The organism is Lacinutrix gracilariae (assembly GCF_042684485.1).
Taxonomy (GTDB): Bacteria; Bacteroidota; Bacteroidia; order Flavobacteriales; family Flavobacteriaceae; genus Oceanihabitans; species Oceanihabitans gracilariae.
Genome location: NZ_JBHULM010000011.1, coordinates 1,636,509 through 1,658,101 on the forward strand (window position 1 = coordinate 1,636,509; position 21,593 = coordinate 1,658,101).

Annotated in this window: 19 protein-coding genes and 1 tRNA gene; 12 read left to right on the top strand and 8 right to left on the bottom strand. The window is 30.4% G+C overall.

What is annotated here, in order from left to right:
• Positions 1-52 precede the first annotated feature (52 nt).
• The 4 genes from ACFSSB_RS14140 (at position 53) to ACFSSB_RS14155 (ending at position 6,348) form a co-directional block, all read left to right on the top strand.
• Positions 53-1,030, top strand: coding sequence for an FAD:protein FMN transferase (locus ACFSSB_RS14140; RefSeq protein ID WP_379905374.1), 978 nt, complete (start codon positions 53-55; stop codon positions 1,028-1,030).
• A 103-nt stretch (positions 1,031-1,133) separates the two neighbouring features.
• A complete protein-coding gene (locus tag ACFSSB_RS14145) occupies positions 1,134-2,996 on the top strand; it encodes a tetratricopeptide repeat-containing sensor histidine kinase (protein ID WP_379905376.1) in 1,863 nt (620 codons plus the stop codon).
• Positions 2,997-2,998: 2 nt separating this feature from the next.
• On the top strand, positions 2,999-3,748 hold the full coding sequence (locus ACFSSB_RS14150; protein WP_379905378.1) for a LytR/AlgR family response regulator transcription factor: 750 nt from the start codon (positions 2,999-3,001) through the stop codon (positions 3,746-3,748).
• Positions 3,749-3,846: 98 nt separating this feature from the next.
• A complete protein-coding gene (locus ACFSSB_RS14155; RefSeq protein ID WP_379905380.1) occupies positions 3,847-6,348 on the top strand; it encodes a T9SS type A sorting domain-containing protein in 2,502 nt (833 codons plus the stop codon).
• Positions 6,349-6,495: 147 nt separating this feature from the next.
• Here the strand turns inward: ACFSSB_RS14155 and ACFSSB_RS14160 are convergent, their stop codons facing one another.
• From ACFSSB_RS14160 to ACFSSB_RS14190, 7 genes are all read right to left on the bottom strand, one after another.
• A complete protein-coding gene (locus ACFSSB_RS14160) occupies positions 6,496-6,864 on the bottom strand; it encodes a DUF423 domain-containing protein (RefSeq protein ID WP_379905382.1) in 369 nt (122 codons plus the stop codon).
• Positions 6,865-6,903: 39 nt separating this feature from the next.
• Entirely contained in the window at positions 6,904-7,668 is a 765-nt protein-coding gene (locus tag ACFSSB_RS14165) for a class I SAM-dependent methyltransferase (RefSeq protein WP_379905384.1), read from the bottom strand.
• Between the two features lie 5 nt (positions 7,669-7,673).
• A complete protein-coding gene (locus tag ACFSSB_RS14170; RefSeq protein ID WP_379905386.1) occupies positions 7,674-8,456 on the bottom strand; it encodes a DUF3050 domain-containing protein in 783 nt (260 codons plus the stop codon).
• 9 nt (positions 8,457-8,465) lie between these two features.
• Positions 8,466-9,284 carry a type I methionyl aminopeptidase gene (gene map / locus ACFSSB_RS14175; protein ID WP_379905389.1) on the bottom strand — a complete coding sequence of 273 codons (819 nt, stop codon included), beginning with the start codon at positions 9,282-9,284 and terminating at the stop codon, positions 8,466-8,468.
• Between the two features lie 221 nt (positions 9,285-9,505).
• The gene (locus tag ACFSSB_RS14180) at positions 9,506-9,925 is read right to left on the bottom strand and encodes a BT0820 family HAD-type phosphatase (protein WP_379905391.1); all 420 of its coding nucleotides are present in this window, start codon (positions 9,923-9,925) and stop codon (positions 9,506-9,508) included.
• A gap of 123 nt (positions 9,926-10,048) precedes the next feature.
• Positions 10,049-11,566 carry a 2,3-bisphosphoglycerate-independent phosphoglycerate mutase gene (gpmI, locus tag ACFSSB_RS14185; RefSeq protein ID WP_379905393.1) on the bottom strand — a complete coding sequence of 506 codons (1,518 nt, stop codon included), beginning with the start codon at positions 11,564-11,566 and terminating at the stop codon, positions 10,049-10,051.
• A gap of 124 nt (positions 11,567-11,690) precedes the next feature.
• Positions 11,691-12,419: a M15 family metallopeptidase gene (locus tag ACFSSB_RS14190; protein ID WP_379905395.1), complete on the bottom strand. Its 729-nt coding sequence runs from the start codon at positions 12,417-12,419 to the stop codon at positions 11,691-11,693.
• A gap of 62 nt (positions 12,420-12,481) precedes the next feature.
• Here ACFSSB_RS14190 and ACFSSB_RS14195 point away from each other — a divergent pair, with 62 nt between their 5' ends.
• Both ACFSSB_RS14195 and ACFSSB_RS14200 read left to right on the top strand, forming a co-directional pair.
• Positions 12,482-12,907: a GNAT family N-acetyltransferase gene (locus ACFSSB_RS14195; RefSeq protein WP_379905397.1), complete on the top strand. Its 426-nt coding sequence runs from the start codon at positions 12,482-12,484 to the stop codon at positions 12,905-12,907.
• 47 nt (positions 12,908-12,954) lie between these two features.
• Positions 12,955-13,027 (top strand) — tRNA-Gly (locus ACFSSB_RS14200).
• A 170-nt stretch (positions 13,028-13,197) separates the two neighbouring features.
• Here the strand turns inward: ACFSSB_RS14200 and pepE are convergent.
• On the bottom strand, positions 13,198-13,905 hold the full coding sequence (gene pepE / locus ACFSSB_RS14205; RefSeq protein WP_379905399.1) for a dipeptidase PepE: 708 nt from the start codon (positions 13,903-13,905) through the stop codon (positions 13,198-13,200).
• A 148-nt stretch (positions 13,906-14,053) separates the two neighbouring features.
• Between pepE and ACFSSB_RS14210 the strand changes: the two genes are divergently transcribed.
• The 6 genes from ACFSSB_RS14210 (at position 14,054) to ACFSSB_RS14235 (ending at position 21,591) form a co-directional block, all read left to right on the top strand.
• A complete protein-coding gene (locus tag ACFSSB_RS14210; RefSeq protein WP_379905401.1) occupies positions 14,054-14,860 on the top strand; it encodes a hypothetical protein in 807 nt (268 codons plus the stop codon).
• Positions 14,838-15,620: a carboxypeptidase-like regulatory domain-containing protein gene (locus tag ACFSSB_RS14215; RefSeq protein WP_379905403.1), complete on the top strand. Its 783-nt coding sequence runs from the start codon at positions 14,838-14,840 to the stop codon at positions 15,618-15,620. The genes ACFSSB_RS14210 and ACFSSB_RS14215 overlap by 23 nt, the downstream gene beginning before the upstream one ends.
• A 100-nt stretch (positions 15,621-15,720) precedes the next feature.
• Positions 15,721-16,224, top strand: coding sequence for a DUF6702 family protein (locus ACFSSB_RS14220; RefSeq protein WP_379905405.1), 504 nt, complete (start codon positions 15,721-15,723; stop codon positions 16,222-16,224).
• 64 nt (positions 16,225-16,288) lie between these two features.
• Positions 16,289-18,595 carry a M1 family metallopeptidase gene (locus ACFSSB_RS14225; RefSeq protein WP_379905407.1) on the top strand — a complete coding sequence of 769 codons (2,307 nt, stop codon included), beginning with the start codon at positions 16,289-16,291 and terminating at the stop codon, positions 18,593-18,595.
• 84 nt (positions 18,596-18,679) lie between these two features.
• On the top strand, positions 18,680-18,967 hold the full coding sequence (locus ACFSSB_RS14230) for a Sec-independent protein translocase subunit TatA/TatB (RefSeq protein ID WP_379905409.1): 288 nt from the start codon (positions 18,680-18,682) through the stop codon (positions 18,965-18,967).
• Positions 18,968-19,332: 365 nt separating this feature from the next.
• A complete protein-coding gene (locus ACFSSB_RS14235; RefSeq protein WP_379905411.1) occupies positions 19,333-21,591 on the top strand; it encodes a response regulator in 2,259 nt (752 codons plus the stop codon).
• The last annotated feature ends 2 nt before the right edge of the window (positions 21,592-21,593 follow it).

The window sequence follows — 21,593 nt, forward strand, 5'->3', positions numbered from 1 at the left end:
AAGTAAGTTACTTTTCTGCAAATCTTAAATTGCAAACAAAATATTTTTTTAAATGAAAAAATCTATCATTCTACTAGTATTGCTAACTAGTTTATTTTCTTGTACTAAAGAAAAAAAGAATATAAAATTAACAGATGCTGTTTTTGGCACAAGTTATTCCATATTATATGATGCCGAAAGTAATTACCAAAAGCAAATAGATAGTTTGTTTTATGTAATTAATAAATCATTGTCTACCTACCAGGAGAACTCAGATATTTCAAAAATTAATAGAAATGAAGCAAAAGAGGTAGATGCACATTTTATAAAAGTTTATACTGCTTCTAGACAATTTTACACACAAACAGATAGTGTTTTTGATCCAACTATAGGAACTGTAGTAAACGCATTAGGTTTTGGGCCAGAAAAGAAAATAGAGAAGTTAGACAGTCTTAAAATAGATAGTTTAATGCAGTTTGTAGGTTTAGACAAAACCTATCAAGCAGGTAACTTATTATTTAAAAAATACCCAGAAACATTTTTAGACTTTAATGCTATAGCAAAAGGATATGCAGTAGATGTGGTTGCCGAATTTTTAGAGAGTAAAAAAGTAGAAAACTATTTAGTTGAAATTGGAGGCGAAATACGTACCAAAGGTATTAATGTAGAAAAAGAAACTGCATGGACAGTAGGTATTGATAAGCCAAATTTTGAAGGCACGCAATCTGTTTTAAAAGCTATTCCGTTACAAGATGTTGCTATGGCTACTTCAGGAACCTACAGAAAATTTAAGTTAGATGAAAACGGAAAACGTTATGCGCATATTATAGATGCTAAAACAGGGTATTCAAGCAAAACACACCTACTAAGTGTTTCGGTAATTGCACCAAATTGTATGACAGCTGATGCTTTTGCAACTGCATTTCAAGCAATGGGAATGGAAAAAACAAAAGCTTTCTTAAAAAACCATCCAGAGTTTAAAGTTTTTATTGTTTTTGAAAATGATAGAATGGAATTAGAGACATTGACAATAAATGGATTTCCAAAGTAGTAGGAATTTTCTATCTTAGAAGTTCAAATGCTATTTTTAGAAGTTGCGTATAATATTTTATTAATAATATATTCAATTTTGCCATGCACTACATTCTGATTCTATGAAATTTAAAATTCTTTCTTTTTTATTTGTATTCGTTTTACAAATCACGTTTTCACAAGAAAAAGAATTCGATAGTATTAAAAATCTACTTAAAATTCATACCCATAGAGATACAACAAGAGTATTTCTTTTAAATCAATTAACTGCACATTATACAACTCGAGATATTTCTAAAAACAAAGCCATATTAGAAGAGGCTATACATATTAGTAAAGAATTAAATTACACCAAAGGGTTAAATGATTCTTACACCAACCTAACTTCTCTTTATGTGCAATCTGGAAAATATGATAAAGCTTTAGAGTTGGCCTTAATTACCAAAAAAAGTCAAGATAGCTTGAAAGATGTATCTGGACTAATCTACACCAATAGTAGTATAGCAAGAATTTACAATCATCTTGATGCACCTAAGAAAGCTATAGAAATTCAGTTAGAAAATTTAGCTCTCTTAAAAAAGAATTCGAATAAAAGTATAGAAGCTCAAGTACATTTTTATTTAGGAACTGCATATGAAGAGATAGAAAGTTATGCAGATTCTGAAGAACATTATTTAGCCGCAAAAGCAATTGCAGAATCTGTTCAATTTAAAACAGGAATTGCTATTGCAAATTCGTCTTTAGGTGTTTTAGAAAATAAGCGAAAAAATTATACTGCAGCCATTCATTATTTAACCCAATCTGAAGACTTTTTTATCAAAAATAAACAAGAAGCTAATATAGCACATACTAAATTAGAACTTGCTGTAGCTTATGCGCATACAGGAAATGTAAAACAAGCAATTGTAACTAATAGTGAAGCTATAGGTATATATAAAGCACAAAATAATTTAAAGAATTTAAGTCGTGCATATGTAGAACAAAGTAATTATTATAAAAAAAACAACGATTATTTAAATGCACACAAGTTTCTAGAGGCACATTATAAAATAAAGGACAGTATTTTTTCTAAAGAAAAAGTTTCTATAATCGAAGAAATGCAAACTAAATACGAAACAGAAAAAGTATTTAAAGACAAAGAACTTGCAGAACAAGAAGTGGCTTTTACTAAACTAGAGAGTCAAAAAAATAGAAACTTATTTTTAGGTTCTACAACTATAGTTGCACTACTATTATTAGCATCATTATTTTATTTTAGTAGGTTAAAAGCGAAAAAGAAAGCAGAATTAGTTACCCTAGAATTAAAAGAAACACAAAAGCGCTTAGCAATAGAAAAGCAATATAAAGACTCTGAATTGAAGGCCTTGAAAGCGCAAATGAATCCGCATTTTATTTTTAATGCATTAAATTCTATTCAGGATTATATTGTTCTCAATCAGAAAAACTTAGCAAGCGATTACTTAGGGAAGTTTGCAGATTTAATTCGTAATTACCTGCATTTTAGTGATACTGGTTTTATTTCTGTACAAGACGAAGTTCATAATTTGAATTTGTATTTAGAATTAGAGAAACTACGGTTTGAAGAAAAACTGGAATACACCTTTCAAATAGATAAAGCTATCCAATCTGATGCTGTATATATACCAACCATGCTTATTCAGCCTTATGTTGAAAATGCACTTAAACACGGTTTACTTCATAAAAAAGAAAATAGAGAACTACATGTTACTATCTCTAAAGTATCTAATACAATAGTAGAATGTATTATAGTTGACAATGGTGTTGGTAGAGAAAAATCTAAAGAAATAAATCTAAAAAGAGCAGCACAACACAAATCCTTTGCATTAAAAGCTACAACAGAACGGTTAGATTTATTAAACTATGGTCGTGAAAAGAAAATAGGTGTAGAAATTATCGATTTAAAAGAAAATGGGGAAGCCAAAGGAACCAAAGTGGTTTTAAGAATACCAATACTAAAAAAGTAAATATGAAAGCACTTATCATAGACGATGAAAAAAAAGCAAGACAAGTTTTACATATTTTAGTAGAAGAAAACTGCCCTAAAATCACAACCATTTTAGAAGCCGAAGATTTGCTTTCTGGAGTAGAACTAATAAAAAAGGAACAACCAAGCATTGTCTTTTTAGATATTGAAATGCCAGAACATTCCGGATTAGAAATTTTAAATTTTATAGAAAAAGAAGTCCATAATTTTGAAATAATCTTCACAACGGCTTACAGTGAGTATGCTATACAAGCATTTCAACTGTCTGCAATAGATTATTTGCTAAAACCGGTAAGGCCAAGTCAAATAAAAGAAGCAGTAGATAAAGCAGTTGCTTTTTTAGGAAATTCGCAAATCAATCAACGTCTAGCAGAACTGAAAACAAGTTTGCAAGATTCTAACTTCAAAAAAATAGGATTGCCACATGCCGATGGTATTAAGTTTGTTAATTTTCAAGATATTATCATGTTAGAAGCAGATGGTATGTATACCAATGTTTCTACAATAAAAGATGGTACAATCTTAGTTAGCAAACCTTTAAAGTTCTTTGTAGAGATTCTTCAAAAGATAAATACCTTCTATCGTCCACATCGTTCACACCTCATAAATCTTTCCTATATAAAAGAGTATATCAAAAAAGATGGTGGGTACATTGTTATGGAAAATGACAAGACTGTATCTATATCCAACGATAAAAAGGAAGAATTTTTAACTATCGTTCAAAGCATCTAAATGCTTTAGAAGTTGAAACCCTCGTTTCAGAAATTACTTACGTTCAATCGTTTACTTTTAGTACATCTTTGTTTCATAATTATTAATCAATTTATATTATGAAACCAAGAATACTTTTAATCCTACTTTTAGTGAGTAGTTTCTCTTTTGCTCAAACCTGGAACCAAGTTGGAGCAACACAATTTACTAATTTTGCAACAGATGCATCCATTTCATTTGATGCTGCTGGAATACCTTATTTAGCCTATATAAATCCAGCTGCAAGTAATAAAGTATATGTGAAAAAATTTGATGGTACTAATTGGGTAGATTTAACTGTAGCTGAAGTTTCAACAGAAGCTTCTGCCAATGTTGTAATTAAAATAAATCCAGTAACAAATGAGCCTACTGTAGCGTATAGACGTGTAAGTGATAATACATTTGACGTTTATAGATTTGATGGCACAAGTTGGATTGCAGTTACTACTGCAGAAGGTGCTGGAGATTTGCTAGATGTAAAATTACAAATGCAATTTAACGCATCTGGAAATATTAGAATTGCAGGACAATATAATTTAAAAGCTGTACATTTTTATACACAAACAACAGGAACATGGACAGTAAATAATTATGGGCATAGCGTATCAAATATTACGCAAATGACTGTGGATTTTGTAAATTATGAGCAATTTTTCTATCAATACGATAATTATTCAGCATCATATTTTGGTAAAAGAACGGTTAGTGGATCAACTTTATTTGCGCAAGGACTTAATAGTAGAAACTTTAGAGAAATATCTGGAATTTCAGATGAAAACATAGTTGCTGCTAATAATTTAAGTGGTTATTCTGGTGCAATATGGTTTTCAAATGGAGCAACAAGTCAAGGAAGACCTCTAAATACAAATGGTAGTAAAATAGGATACTTAAAACTTCGTAAAAGTCCTACAGATACAAATTATTATTTAATGTTTGCAGATAGTAATGATGATTTAGTTTTTCAAAAATATAAAAGATCAGTAAGCCAATGGTTTGATTTACCTTCTGTTGGAATAAGTACAACTACAACAAATTTTTTCGCTTCAATGGAAATGAATGTCGTAGATGGAAACATGTATTTATTATATTTAGATGGAGCAAAAGTATCTGTTAAAAAATACAGCATTCCAGTTGAAGTTCCAAAACCAAGAATATTCGTAGATGTAAATGCTACCGGAAATAATGATGGTACTTCTTTTACAGATGCCTATACAACGCTTCAAGACGGATTAGCAAATATAGAACCTGTTACTACAGAAATATGGATTGCTGCAGGTAGATATACGCCACATGCATCAAACAGAAGTTCTTCTTTTACTTTTTCTAAAGAAAACTTGAAGATATATGGTGGTTTTAATGGTACAGAAACCTCAATTTCACAACGCAATATAACAGCTAATCCTTCTATTTTATCAGGTGATTTAGAGAATGATGGTAATACAGGGTCTAATCTGTTTGACAACAGTTTTCATGTTACTAAAATTACAGCAAATGGAATTATTATTGATGGTGTTACAATTAGAGATGGTGCTAGTACAGAAACTACTGGATCAAACTCAAGAGGTTCGGCTATAGAAAAAGCAGATGCAGTTACAACTATGACACTTAAAAACACGACTATTTTAAATAATTACGGAACCATAGCTTGTGGTCTTTATGCAAGTTTTACAAATGGTGGTGATTTAACAATCGAGAATTGTATTTTTAGTGATAATGATTCTAGATATGGATCAGGGTTTTATGCTTTAACAGGAGATAATCAAACATTAAATGTGAAAGTAACAAATAGTTTGTTTGAAAATAATAGAAGTAGAAATTTTGGATCTACAGGTTATGCAGGAAGTGCTTTTTGGATACGTGCAAATGGTGCAAATTCTATAGTAGATGCAAAAATAACAAACTGTACTTTCTCTAAAAATATAGATACTGGTACTGCTACTGTTGCAGAACGCGCTACTGTAGGTATGGGAAAATCTGCTACAGGTTCCTTTACTGCAGATGTTTCCAACTGTATATTTTATGGCAATACTACTACTGGTGGAGCAGTTTCAATTTCAATAGGAAGAGTACATACTAATGCACCAGGATTTACAGGAGTAAATAACTCAATAGGAGAAGATGGTTTTTCTAACCTAACCTATCTTACAAATACAAGTAATGCAAATCCAATGTTTATGGATACAGCAAATGATGATTTTACCTTAACTTCAAGTTCTCCAGCAATAGACTCTGGAGATAATACTAAAATCCCAGCTGGAGTTACTACAGATTTATTAGGTAATCAGCGTATTTTTAATACAACGGTAGATATGGGAGCTTATGAATATGGTTCTACTTTAGATATAGAAGATTTTGAAACTAAAAAGGATTTTATAATCTACCCAAATCCAACATCCAATACCTTAAATATTAAAATGCCTCAGGAATTATTTAAAGCAGAAATATTTAATATACAAGGGCAAAAAGTACTTGAGAGTAGCAACAAAAGAATAGAAGTTTCTAACCTTGCTGCAGGAATGTATCTACTACAAATGGAAGATATAGCCGGAAACCGAAACACAAAAAGATTTATAAAAAACTAAAGACGCTATTAATCAGTTTTTAAAGTTGGGCTATCTAGGTAGCTCAGCTTTTTTTTTTAAAATTATGAAATATTTAAAACGAAATAAATTAGAATTGTTTCTTGTGTTACTGTATGTACTACTAGGTATGTTTTTTATGCGAATCCTTTAAAAAGCATGTATTAGTAATAACAACCAACCACTAACTAAAAGCAAACCACCAATAGGAGTAATTGGACCTAAAAAACGAAGCTTTTTTTCTTTGGCATCCGATAAAACTAAACCGTAAATACTAAAAGAAAATAATAGTATTCCTATAGTAAAACACCAGTAAATTGGAGCGCTTGTGTATTTAGGAGTCAAACCTAAAACCAATAAAACAATAGCGTGATACATTTGGTGTTTTACACCAACTTCAAAACTTTGCAATTGGTCTGTAGATAGTATTTTCTTTAAAGCATGTGCTCCAAAAGCGCCAAAAACTACAGATAATCCACCAAAAAGAGCAGCAGTTGCAAGAATAATTTGTTGTGTCATTAAAATATACTTTAGTGTTTTTTTAGTGTTTAGGTATGGTTATTTGTAAACTACAGGGATGATTTCTCCCTTGGCTAAGCAATATTTTTCAATTTCTTCTTCAGAAAGTCTTGCGGTATAATCTTCTTCATTAACCATAAAACCTATTTCTCTTAGCTTATTAAAATAATCGTAACCATAGACGCGAACGTGATCATATTGACCAAATATTTTAGCACGTTCTTTTTTGTCTGTAATCGAGTTGTCTTCAAAAGTTGTAGTTCTTGATACATCTTGCGGAATTTGAAAGATACCATAACCACCTGGTTTCATCACTCGGAATAATTCTTGCATCGCTTTAGTGTCATCCGGAATATGCTCTAAAACATGATTGCATAAAATAATATCATAGCTATTGTCTGCAAACGGAAGATTACATATATCTGCCTTTACATCTGCAATAGGAGACAATAAATCTGTAGTAGTATACTCTAGATTTTTTAGTTTTCTAAATCGATCTAAAAAGCATTGTTCTGGCGCAAAATGAAGCACGCTTTTTTCCGCAGTAAAAAAATCAGTCTCTTTTTTTAAATACAACCATAATAATCTATGACGTTCTAAACTTAAAGTAGAAGGAGAGAGCACATTGTTTCTTTGGTTACCATAACCATAAGGTAAAAAGGTTTTAAAGCTTTTTCCATCTATTGGGTCTGTAAATGTGTTTCCTTTTAAAAAGAAGGCTAAAATTGGTCGTACCACATAACTTAACCTTATAAGTAAAGGTCTTGGTATAATGTTTAATATGAGTTTAAATAATTTTTTCAAAAGTATTACGCTTCAACAGCTGCTGTATTGCGAATTAAATTATAAATACCATCCCAAAGTGCAATACGATGTTGTAGTGCATCTTTAGCAACTTGTAAAACATCTTTCCATTTTTGACTATCATCACCACATAATTCTTCAATCATTTTTAAAGATAATGGACCATGCTCATCACCATCTAATTCTATATGACGATTCAAGTAGTAAGTTAATTTACTATACGAATTATCACTAGTTTTAGATTTGTCAATAATTTGAAAAAACATATCTGGTATTACATCTTCGCGTCCAAAGGTAAAAGCAGAAGCTATTTTATGAGGTGCATTGGTAGCAATGACATCAAAAGTAAATTGTACAAATTGTAATGTTTCGGTTTTTAAAGCGGCTTTAATTCCAGCTTCATGAATAGAAAAACCTTCTTTTAAAAATTGTATAAAAAGCGCAATTTGATTTGGGTTGGCACCTACTTGCTGCATGGCATCTAGATACATTTCGTAATGACTTTTAGGTTCTCCTAATTCATTAACATCACTTTCTTCTCCTAAAACAATTTCATTAATAAAACGAGATGTAGCAGGATTAGAAACAGGAACCCAAGGTACAGATGTTGTTGTTAAGTGGTTTTGAAGCGCTTTTAATAAGGACATAAAATCCCAAACAGCAAATACATGTTGCTCCATAAAAGATTGTATGTCTTTTACCGAATATAAAACATGATATAATTTATGGTTGTTAAGTGCTTCTCTTAAAGGAGTTAACTCCTTTTCTACATATGTAATGTTGTTCATTATAAATTATTAAAGTACAAGAGGTTGTTGTCTAAACTCTAATTCTTCGTCACTTGTAATACCTAAAGCATCATAAATATATGCAAAGGTAGAAAGTAGTTCTGGCTTACCATCTACTATGGCTACATCATGCTCAAAGTGAGCAGAAGGTTTTTTATCTAATGTAGTAATGGTCCATCCATCTCTATGTTGTTTTATACGTTGGGTACCAAGATTAATCATTGGTTCAATGGCTACAACCATACCTTCAATAAATTTCTTTCCGCGTCCGCGTTTACCATAATTTGGCATTTCTGGATCTTCATGCATTTTTCTTCCTAAACCATGACCTACTAATTCTCTTACTACACCATAACCATGGTCTTCGCAATATTTTTGAATAGCATAACCAACATCACCAACACGATTATTCACTTTAAATTCGCGAATACCAACATATAAAGATTCTTTAGTTACTTGTAGTAATTTTTCGGTTTCAGGAGCTATTTCACCAACAGCAAATGTGTAGGCATGATCTCCATAAAAACCATCTTTAATGGCACCACAGTCTATAGATATGATATCACCTTCAACTAAAGGCGTATTGTTAGGTATACCATGAACTACTTGTTCATTAGGACTCATGCAAAGTGTGTTTGGAAAATCATACAAACCTAAAAATCCAGGTATTGCTCCTTGATCTCTAATACAAGTTTCTGCAAGCTTATCTAATTCTAAAGTAGTTACTCCAGGTTTTACTGCTTTAGCAATTTCTCCTAAAGTTTTAGATACTACCAATGCTGCTTCACGCATTAATTCTATTTCTTCTCTTGTTTTTACTATAATCATAAGGCATAAAAAATATGGTGCAAAGATACTAAAAATAACAAGGCAGACTTTTTTATTGAAAGCAGATATTTTGCAGTTTTACACTTTTTTTTAAGCCCCTTTTATATAAGAATAAATGGAAATATTTATATAAGTGAAATGCTTAAAACAGTATGCTACTAGATAGTATTTGTAATAGCCTTATTTTAAGAGTTGTTGTGGTGTAGAAAAAGAAATTAAGCTTAGCTATCTTTTTTTAAAAAAGAAAAGAAGCCTTTCTTTTTTTTAGGTGGTTTTTGGTTTTTTTTGGGGTTAGAAAGATGTTGGTAAACTTCTCCCCAGCCTAAAAAACCTCCAATATTTCTATCGTCAATAAATAAATCGGCATGAATTTTTCTACTTTTAGATGCATCAAAGACTTCTTCAGGAAAACTTTTATTTACAGCATAGAACTCTATGCCTTTGCTTTTGCAAAAAGCAACAGCTTCATCAAGTTGTTGTCCACTTCTGTAAGTCCATAAAATTAAACGATGGCCATCTGCTTGTAACTGTTTAAGAGTATCTATGGCAAATAATTTTGGTTTCCCAATTTTAGGATAGGCATCATCTACAATAGTTCCATCAAAATCAATGGCAAGTATAAGTTTGTCGTTAAAATTCATTGTTTTATTAAATAGTTTGTAAAAATACAAACTTTAGATTTGTATTCACGTTATAGTTTTCTTTGTTTTTTTATAAAAAAAACACCTCTCTATAGATAAACATAGAAGAGGTGTTTTTATTTTTTAAACTAAAGATTTTTGTGTCATAGCTTCTGGTTGCTCTACACCAATTAGTTTTAAAACAGTAGGAGCGATGTCTCCTAAAATTCCATCATGAATGTGCTTAATGTCTTTGTCTATTAAAATAATAGGAACAGGGTTAGTGGTATGTGCGGTATTTGGTGTTCCGTCAGGATTTATCATGGTTTCACAATTACCATGATCTGCAATTAGTATGGTTGTATAGTCGTTTTGTAAAGCAGTAGTTACTACTTTTTCAACACAAGTATCTACGGCTTCGCAGGCTTTTATTGCTGCTTCCATTACTCCTGTGTGACCAACCATATCTCCATTAGCAAAGTTTAAACATACAAAGTCTACTTCACCTTTTTCTAGTTCAGGTACCAAAGCATCGGTCAGTTCAAAGGCACTCATTTCAGGTTTTAAATCGTAAGTAGCAACTTTTGGAGAGTTTTTTAATATTCTAGTTTCTCCTTTAAAAGGTTCTTCTCTACCACCAGAAAAGAAAAAAGTAACATGCGGATATTTCTCTGTTTCTGCAATACGTATTTGTTTTTTATTGTGTTTTTCTAGTACTTCACCAAGTGTTTCTGTTAGATTGTCTTTATCGTATATTACGTGCATTCCTTCAAAAGAATCATCATAATTAGTCATGGTTACATAATGCAAGTTTAATTTATGCATGTTTTGTTCATGAAAATCTTTTTGTGATAAAGCTTCGGTTAATTGTCTGCCTCGATCTGTTCTAAAATTAAAAAACACAACAACATCATCTTCTTCAATTTTGGCAACAGGTTGGTTGTTGGCATCTACAGCAATTATAGGTTTTATAAATTCATCGGTAATATCTTCATCATAATTTTCACGAATAGATTTTAAGACATTGCTAGAAAGGTTGCCTTTACCATTAACCATAGCGTCATAAGCTAGTTTAACACGTTCCCAACGTTTATCTCTATCCATAGCATAGTATCTACCAGTTACAGAAGCTATTTTGGTGTTTTTATTTTCAAGATATTCTTCTAGTTCTGTAATAAAACCATAACCAGATTTAGGGTCTACATCACGACCATCTGTAAAGGCATGGATATAAGATTTTTTAATGTCATAGGTTTCAACAGCATCTACTAAACCTAGTAGGTGTTTAATGTGAGAGTGTACACCACCATCACTTACTAAACCTAGAAAATGTACAGCTTTATTGTTTTCTTTAGCATAATTAAAAGCATCAACAAGTACTTTTTCTTGCTCTAATGTTTTGTTTTTAACTGCTAAATTTATTTTTACTAAATCTTGATATACTATGCGTCCTGCACCAAGATTCATGTGGCCAACTTCAGAGTTTCCCATTTGTCCTTCTGGTAAACCAACATGTAAACCGTCTGTGCGTAAAGAAGCATTTGGGTATTTGGTATATAGGGAATCTATAAAATGGGTGTCAGCATTATCTATTGCAGAAACTTTTGGGTCTGGAGATTTTCCCCAACCATCTAAAATCATTAATATAACTTTCTTGTGCATGTGATGTAATTTTGTGAACCAAATATAAAAAAAAGAATTCCGTCGCGTCAGTAACTTAGGTATAGATTCCGTTTTTTTATACTATTGTATTATATATGTATACTTTTTTATAGAATTTATAGGTTTATAAAAGTTGCGGATTAATATCTAAAATGTTTTCTTTTAGGTAGGTTTCTAAAAATGCTTGTGTAAGATATTCGTTTCCTAGCAGTTGTTCTTTTTTTAGTATTTCTTGTATGTTTATCTTTTTGTAAGCATTTAAAAAGTTTTGCGAAAGCGGCTTGTAACTATAATGCCAAGGTTCATATTTAAATCCTTTTCTATCCGCATCATTAGTATATACTAGATAGAAACCAAAAGCATTGGCATGTGTATCCATCCATTTTTTTAAGGTTACATAAGCGCCATTATTGTGAAAATTTTCTTCGCGAAGCACATTTTTAGGAGCTGGTACATTGGCATCAATAATATCAATATCTGTTGCCCAATGGTGTCTAGAGGTTCCTGGTATAGTTGAATAATTAATTATTTTTTGAATGCTTTGCGTTTCTGTAAAACCTTCACTTTTATAACGTTTGTATTTGCGTTGCCAAATACTTTTTTGATGGTTAAAACTTCGGTAGCTAGAAACGGGTTGTATATGAATACCTTCTTTTAGAGCTTCGGTTTTCATTTTTAAAAAGGCAAGATGAGCAGCTTCTCTTAATGCATAACCATTACCATAAAGTTTTGGTTTTCCCTTACCAATAAGTTCTTGTACAGAGATTGTGTTTTTAGCAAAAGCAAAATTAGGTAAAGTTGCAAGTGTTAATGTAGATAAGGTTGTTGCTTTTATAAATTGTCTTCTTTTCAATATAATTTTATAAGTACGATTTGTGCATCAAAATTAACTAAATTTACAATAAAATTATTGTTATGTCTTTATCGTTTACAATCGTTGCAAAAGAGAATTTGCACGAAGTAATTCCTTTAGTCTATAAACTGAACGAAGAAAAAATTTCTAAAACCATTTTAATGCAGCGTTTTGAAGAAATGCAGGAGCAAAATTACCAATGCGCAGGAATTTATGATGACAATTTACTTGTTGGAGTTGCTGGAATGTGGTTTTTTACCAGGCATTATTCGGGAAAAAGTATGGAATTAGACCATGTTTACATAGATGATGCTTATAGAAATCAAGGTTTAGGAAAAAAGTTTATGTCTTGGATTAAAAACTATGCTTTGTCTAAAAATGTGGAAACCATGGAGTTAAATACCTATGTTCAGAATTTTGCTTCGCATAAATTTTATTTTAACGAAGGGTTTAAAATTTTAGGCTATCATTTTTTAAAAAAGTTTTAATTTTTTCTTTTTTAAATTAAAGTATTTTATATATTTGCCATCCGAATGCGAGAGTAGCTCAGTTGGTAGAGCGTCAGCCTTCCAAGCTGAATGTCGCCGGTTCGAACCCGGTCTCTCGCTCAAAAGCCTTATCTTAATCGATGAGGCTTTTTTGTTATATATAATTACGTGATATTGAAGATTTAAGGTGAGGAGTTTATGTAAAAGTAGACGAATTAAACTTAATCTATAAAGCAAAAGCCTTATCTTAAACGATAAGGCTTTTGTTTTTTTGGTACTTCTGTAATGTTTTATTTTAAATCGCTAAGTGATGTTTCTGGTTTAACCTCAAAAGGTTCTTGATTGTGTTTAAAAATTCTTGCAGTATGTTCTCCTTTTAATATTATAGTGTTTCCTTTTACTGCTAACCAGCTACCTTCGCGTAAACCAACAACAGGTTGTGAGTTATATGCATGAAATTCTTTAATTCTAGTTTCTCTAGTCTCTCCTTTGTGTGTAGAGTTTGGGTCAGGATCTAGGTAATGCGGATTGATATTAAAAGGTACTAAGCCAATAGTTTTAAAACTTGGTGGTTGTACTATAGGCATATCATTAGTAGTATTCATTGTTAAACCACAAATATTGCTTCCAGCACTTGTGCCTAAATAAGGTGTGCCATTTTCTACTACCTCTTTTATTGCTGTAAACAACTTGTTTTTATAAAGCTGATTAACCAAAACAAAGGTATTACCACCTCCAACAAAAATAGCTTCTGCTTTTTCAATAGCTTCTATAGGGTTTTTAAAGGTGTGAATTCCTATTACTTTCTTGTCTATTTTATTAAAAGCTTCACTTGCTTTTAAGGTGTATTCGTCATGCGTTATGCCACTTGGCCTTGCATAAGGAATAAATAATATAGTAGATGCTTTTTTAAAAAAAACGGCTAGTTCATCTAAAAGATATTCTAAATATTCGCTTCCGTGTATGGTAGAAGTGCTTGCTATAATAATGTTTTTCATAGTTGTTTTTCTAGGTATAGAAATCTTTTTAATTCAATTAATTTGTTGTAAATTTAAGTAATAATGAGTTTTAACAAAAGATTAATTGGCTCTTGTATTTTCTTTAAGATTTGAATTCTTTTCTTTAAACTGAATAAAACCATATACTATGAAGCATATATTACTAATATTTACTTTTTTATTTTCTATTTCTTTTACAACTTTTGGTCAAACCCAAGATAGAGTTGAAATAAACGGAAAAGTTATTGTTGAAATTAATGAGGTAGAAGGTCTGGTGGTTTACAATAAAACATCAAACAAGCGAACTTTAACAGATAGCAGTGGTGCATTTACAATAGAAGTAGCTGTAAATGATGCAATAGAAATATCGGCTTTACAATTCAAAACCTTTATGGTAACTATTACTCCAGATATTATTTCTTCTAAACAACTTACAGCCTTTTTGGTAGAACGTATAAATAATTTAGATGAGGTGGTAATTTTACCTTTCGGACTTTCAGGGAACTTGGCTACAGATTTAAATAAGCTTAAAACCTTTAACTTAGATATAGATGCCATTTATTCTGATGTTGAAAATATAGAAGCGTTTCAATATACAGAACCACAATACGCTGCAGTTGAAAATATGATACTTAAAAAGGATCGATTTTATAATGGTGTAGATTTTGTAAAAATTACCAATTGGTTAATAAAACCAAGACTTAAATCTAAAAATAAAGATGAAGAAAACCAGCAAAAGTTTTCAAATTTTAATGATTTAATGACTGGCTATACACAAGATTTTATAAGTGCTAATTTTGAAATACCAAAAGAAAAAGTAGAAGCGTTTATTGTTTTTGCCGAAAACAATAATACAGATGCAAGTCTTTTAGATACAGGAAAAGATATAGAATTAATAGAATATTTAGTAAACCAAAGTGAATTGTTTTTAAATGAAGAAAAAAACAAAAATTAAGCTTCTTTTTCTTCTATTTATTGGTTTGCAAACCTCTATGGCACAAACCGTAGAGATTCAAGGTAAAATAGTTTCGGATGCTTCAGATTTAGAAAATATTAATATCTATAATGCTACTTCTAAAAAAGGAACCATCACAAACGTAAACGGCGAATTTGTTATTCAGGCCAAGTTACAAGATGTTATAAAAATTTCTGCACTTTTATTTAAAGAAGTAACCCTTGTTATTAGTAAAGAAATACTTAAAAGTAAAACGCTCACTGTTTTAGTAAACGAAACGGTTAATACGCTAGATGAAGTGGTTGTACTTACCCATAATTTAACAGGAGAATTGGTGGTAGATGTTGAAAATGCAGATTATTTTACACCAATACCTATAGATTTTGGAACAATAGATAATTTAGAATTTGAAGATATCAGAATGAATAAACCCGATAATGTTTTTCTTAAAAAAGGAGAGCTTTATAACGGTTTTAATCCTGTAGAAATGCTAAAACTTTTTGGAGTAAATTTTAAAAGGAAAAAGAAAAAAAATCAAATAATTTTAGAAAATGACGTCACACCATATAAGGATATTTCAGAGGTGTATTCTCCAATATTTATTCATGAAAATTTTAAAATTCCTTTAGCAGAAGTAGAATCTTTTTATGCTTTTTTACAAACTACATCTTATGATTATGCCTTGCTTAAAAAAGAAAACGAAGTAGAATTATTAGAGTTTTTACTAGCCCAAAGCAAGCTGTTTTTAAAAAACAACTAAAACCCTTTTGGGTATATTTTAATCCATAAAAATAATCTAGTTTCACAATATTTTTTTTGAAAACCATAAAAGAACTACTTTTACAAACAATTGTATACAAATGAAAAATTTAAAAATAGCCATTTTACTTTTGGTTATACCAGCGTTAGCATTTACAGTACCACACAAATATTATGTTAGTGTTACCAGTGTAGAATATGTTAAAGAAAAAGAATCTGTTCAAATAATTTCTAGAATTTTTATTGATGATTTTGAAAACTTGCTACGTAAGCGTTATGATGATAAAATTACCTTAGCGATTCAAGATGAATTATCTACTGTAAATATGTATACAGAACGTTACCTTAAAGAAAAATTACAAATAGAAATTAATGGAAAACCTGTAAAACTTAATTTTATAGGAAAAGAATATGAAGATGATATTATGTTTTGTTACCTAGAGATAGAAGGTGTTAAAGCAATTAATAGTATTGAAATTACCAATAAAGTACTACTGGATTTATTTTCAGAACAAGAGAATATAATTAAATGTAAAATAAACGGTAAAAATAAAAGCTTTCTTTTAAGAGAAGGAAACCTTAGCCGCTTGTTAAACTTTCATTAAAAAACGTTAAATACCTTTAAAATTTTACTAATTTAGGCAACATTTTCTAACAAATTTTTATCCAATGATTAAATTAAAGTATCTTTTCCTTTCGGCTGTTTTTCTTTCCGCAGGAGCTTTTGCACAAAAACAAGAAAGTCCAGAAAAACAACAAGGCCACACCAACAACAATAAATTTAAACAACTCTATGATGAGTTTTCTACACCAAACATGTATAGAACAGCATCAGGAGCGCCAGGATCTGCATATTACCAACAACAAGCAGATTATAAAATGGATCTTGTATTAGATGATACTAATGCAAAACTTTCTGGTTTTGAAACCATTACTTATACTAACAACTCTCCAGATACACTAAAATATTTATGGGTACAGTTAGATCAAAATATGAGAGCTAAAGACTCTAAAACACCTTTAATACAAAATGATGCTGCACAACCAGCTGCTACACCAGGTAGTTTTGCAAATACTTATTTAACAGAACCTTTTGATGGTGGTTTTAATATTCAAGAAGTAAAAGATACTAATGGTCGCGCTTTACAGCATATGATAAATCGTACCATGATGCGTGTAGAGTTACCAAAACCATTAGCAACAGGAGATAAGTTCTCTTTTTCTATAAAATGGTGGTATAATATTAATGATCACGTAAACGGAAGAGGTAGATCTGGTTATGAGTATTTTCCAGAAGATGATAATAGAGCGTATGTAATTGCACAATTTTACCCAAGAATGGCTGTGTATAATGATGTAGAAGGATGGCAAAACTCACAGTTTTGGGGAAGAGATGAATTTGCACTTCCTTTCGGAAACTTTGAAGTAAACATTACAGTTCCTGCAGATCATATATTAGATGGTACAGGAAAATTAACAAACAGAAAAGAGGTTTACTCAAAAGAAATGTTGAAACGTTATGAGCAAGCTAAAAAATCTTATGATGAGCCTGTTGTAATTGTAACAGAAGATGAAGCAATAGCTAAGTTAAACACAAAATCTACCAAAACAAAAACATGGAAACTATACGCAGAAAATGTACGTGATTTTGGTTTTGCAACTTCAAGAAGATATATCTGGGACATGATGAGTGTTAAGATTGGAGATAAAGATGTGATGGCTGTTTCTATGTACGGAAAAGAAGGAAACCCTTTATGGGAAGATTGGTCTACTAAAGCGGTAGCAAGTACATTAAAATCATATTCACGTATGACTTTTGATTATCCTTACCACAAAGCAATTTCTGTTCATGCTAAACAACAAGGTATGGAGTACCCAATGATATGCTGGAACTATGGTCGTCCAGATGCAGAAGGTAACTATAGCGATAGAACTAAATTTGGAATGATGTCTGTAATTATTCATGAAGTAGGACATAACTTCTTTCCAATGATTGTAAATAGTGATGAAAGACAATGGACATGGATGGATGAAGGTTTAAACACCTTTGTACAATACGTAGCAGAACAAGATTTTGGTAAATGGTATCCAGATGCATTATCTGAAGGGCAAACAGCATACCCTTCACGTCGTGGTCCTGCAGCTAAAATTGTAAATTATATGGGAGGAGATCAGGATTTTATTGCTCCAATCATGACAAAAGGTTTAAATACATACCAATTTGGTAATAATGCCTATGGTAAACCAGGAACAGCTCTTAATATTTTAAGAGAAACAGTAATGGGACCAGAATTATTTGATTACGCTTTTAAAGAATACGCTAACCGTTGGATGTTTAAACACCCAACACCAGAAGATTTCTTTAGAACTATGGAAGATGCTTCTGCATTTGATTTAGATTGGTTCTGGAGAGGATGGTTCTATACTACAGATTATGTAGATATAGGTGTTAAAGACGTTAAAAAATATTACGTTTCTAATGAGCCAAATGCTGAAATTAAAAAAATAGCAGAACAAAGAGGAATGAAATTAAGTGATTTACCTCCTTTAGTATTTTTTGTAGAAGAAGGTAGTGAAGATTTTAATAACGACTTAAAAGGTAAAACAGCCTTAGAAAACTCTTCAACATTAAATGAGTATATCATGGATAATTTTACTCCAGAAGAAAGAGCTCAAATTAAAGAGCCTAAATATTTCTATAATGTAACTTTTGAAAAACCAGGAGGGCTTGTAATGCCAATTATTGTAGAATATACTTATGCAGATGGTACATCAGAAATCATGAAATATCCAGCGCAAATATGGAGATTAAATGATAATGAAGTTAGCAAAGTTTTAGCTTCAGAAAAAGAAATAGTATCTATTCAAGTAGATCCTAATTTAGAAACAGCAGATATTGATACTTCAAATAATGCTTGGCCTAAAGAAGTTAAAGAAAGCAAGTTTGATTCTTTCAAAAAGGAAGTAAGAAACTAGTTTAAATAAAATATTTTTTAAAAAGCCGACTTTTATTAGTCGGCTTTTTTTTATTTGTATTAAACAACTCACTATATTTGCAGTGTGATACTAAAAACAACATTTTTATTTATAAGTAGCCCAGAAATTGTATTGATACTATTTGTGGTGGTTATGGTATTTGGTGCAGACAAAATACCAGAAATAGCTAGAGGTTTAGGTAAAGGTATGCGTACGCTTAAAGATGCAACCAATGATATTAAGCATGAAATAACCAAAAGTGCAGAAAATCATGGCATAGACACTAGTATAACCAAAGATGTAGATGAAGAACTTAAAAAAGTAAAAGACGATTTAGAAGAATTTACTGGTTCTGTTCGTCGTAAATTATAGGTTAAAACCTATCTCAAAATCTTAGGTGTAATATTTCTCTTATTCCTAAATAACCACACAAAGAATATGCCCAAGATTTTAGGGCAAGTAGTAACAAAACATAATACTTATTATAGCAGGTACTATATACAATAGTATACATAATTCCTGTTTTTTATTTTAGCTATACAGTAATACTTATATACTAAAGATCAAGTTCAAAATTTCATCTACTTCGCTCAGTCAAAATAAGAAATCAAGCTCTTTAATAATAGTTTTTTTATGATAAATAGTTTTTAATTTATTGGTTTGTAGTTATTTATGTACTTAAAAGTTTTGTACTTTCAACCCTTTTGCTATATTTGAATAACCTAAATCACCCCAAATTGAAAAATTTCCTACATATATTTTTCTACTTTTTAGCTATATCTCATATATTCAGTCAGAATGAAAGAGAGATTATTAGCAATATTGACAGTTTAAATACTATAGGAATAAAATTGTATGATACTGATGATATTATGCAATCTATGGCGTATTTAAATGAAGCTATAAAATTATCAGACTCTATAGGTGACAACTACGGCAAAGCTATTGCAAATATTACTGTAGGTAGTATTAGCAGGAAGATGAATGAAAATTTAGATGCAGAGAAATCTTTTTTAAAAGCATTAGATGCAGCAAAACAAATCAATGAAAACTACCTAATAGCAAGTGTTTATTTAAATATTGGTGAAGTGTATTATAAAGGCTACCATAAAAGACATGAAGCCTTAAACTACTTTAAAAAAGCCTTACATTTTGCTGAAAAAATTGATGTATTAGCAAATACAACCCAAAAAGAAAAGACACACATACTTTCCAATGCTCTTTTAAATATTAGTTCTATTTATTTAGACTATAATAAACCAGACGAAGCTTTTACCTTAATGCTAAGAGCTAAAACACTGCAAGAGGCTGTTGAGACCTCGTCATTAGTAGAAAGCCAAATGAAATTTATGTTTGGTAAATACTACTCGCAAAAAAAAGCATACTACAACGCTATTATAAATTTTGATAAAGCTTTGGTGCTTTTAAATAAGTTAAACGAAAATAGTAGTCAAAGAAATTTATTAATTTCTGAAATTTATAAAGAATACGCTACCTCTCTGTCTAGTTTAAATAAAAATGACAAAGCATATGCAGCCTTATTAAAACACAATGAGTACAGAGAAAAAGTGCTTAACGAAGAAAAAATAAAGCAATCTAATCACGCTAAAGTAATATTTGATATAGAAGATTATAAGCGTAATGCTACTGAAGCAAACAAAGAAAAAGATGTGTTAGTTAAGGTGACTGAAAAAACACAAAAAGCAAATACTATTTTTTTGGTTGCCTTGGTGTTTTTAATAATAAGCTTAGTCGCATTATTTATAAATTACCTATCCAAAAGAGAGTTAAGCTCGATCTTACAAGTAAGAAATCAGCAATTAGAAAAAGCTAAAAATGATGCAGAAAAGTTGTCTAAGTTAAAATCTGGCTTTATTTCTAATGTAAGTCATGAGTTAAGAACACCTTTGTATGGTGTGGTTGGTTTAACCTCTTTATTGTTAGAAAATAATGACTTAAATGTTCAAGATCAGAAATATTTAAAATCTTTAAAATATTCTGGAGACTATCTTTTAAATTTAATTAACGACGTATTACAAATAGGTAAAATTGAATCTAAAAAAATTGAGTTACAAGACAATTCTTTAAACTTAAAGCAAATGGTTATTAATATAACCGATTCTTTTGAATACCAATTAGAAGAATCAGCTAATAGCTTACACTTAGAATACGATAATAAAATACCAGAATATATTTTTGCTGATAATATTCGCTTAAGCCAGATACTTATTAATTTATTGGGTAACAGTTTAAAGTTTACAAATAAAGGTAATGTATGGCTTAAATTAATTCTGTTAAAACAAAATAAGGGCTTAGTAAATATTCGATTTGAAATTATTGATGATGGACCAGGAATACCAAAAGAAAAGCAAAAAATAATTTTCGATAATTTTTCGCAATTAGATAGAAATCATAACGAAAATTATCAAGGTACAGGATTAGGTCTTTCTATAGCCAAAAACTTATTAGGTTTATTTAAGAGTAAAATAGAGTTAAAAAGTGATGAAGGTGTAGGTTCTACATTTTCTTTTAATATAACCTTTAAGGTAGACAAAGAAGCAAAAGCTAAAGTAGATAAAAAGTCGTACAAACAAAGTCTAGTAGAAAATCAAGGGAAAAGAATTTTAATAGTAGAGGATAATAAAATTAATCAAATTGTAACCCAAAACATTCTTAAAAAAGAAAACTTTATTAGTGATGTGGTAGATAACGGACTTCTAGCATTAGGAGCTATAGAACAAAATGAGTATGATTTAATACTCATGGATTTAAACATGCCTATTATGGATGGATTTCAGGCAACTAAAAAAATAAGAATATCTAATAAAACAATACCAATAATAGCTTTAACCGCATCAAATATAGAGGAGGTAAAAGAAAGTGTGTTTGCTTCTGGCTTTAATGATATTATTATGAAACCTTATGATGATTATGAATTCTTTCAAATCATTATAAAAAACATTAGTCAATCTATACCAGAGAAAGCTTTGGTTTAAGT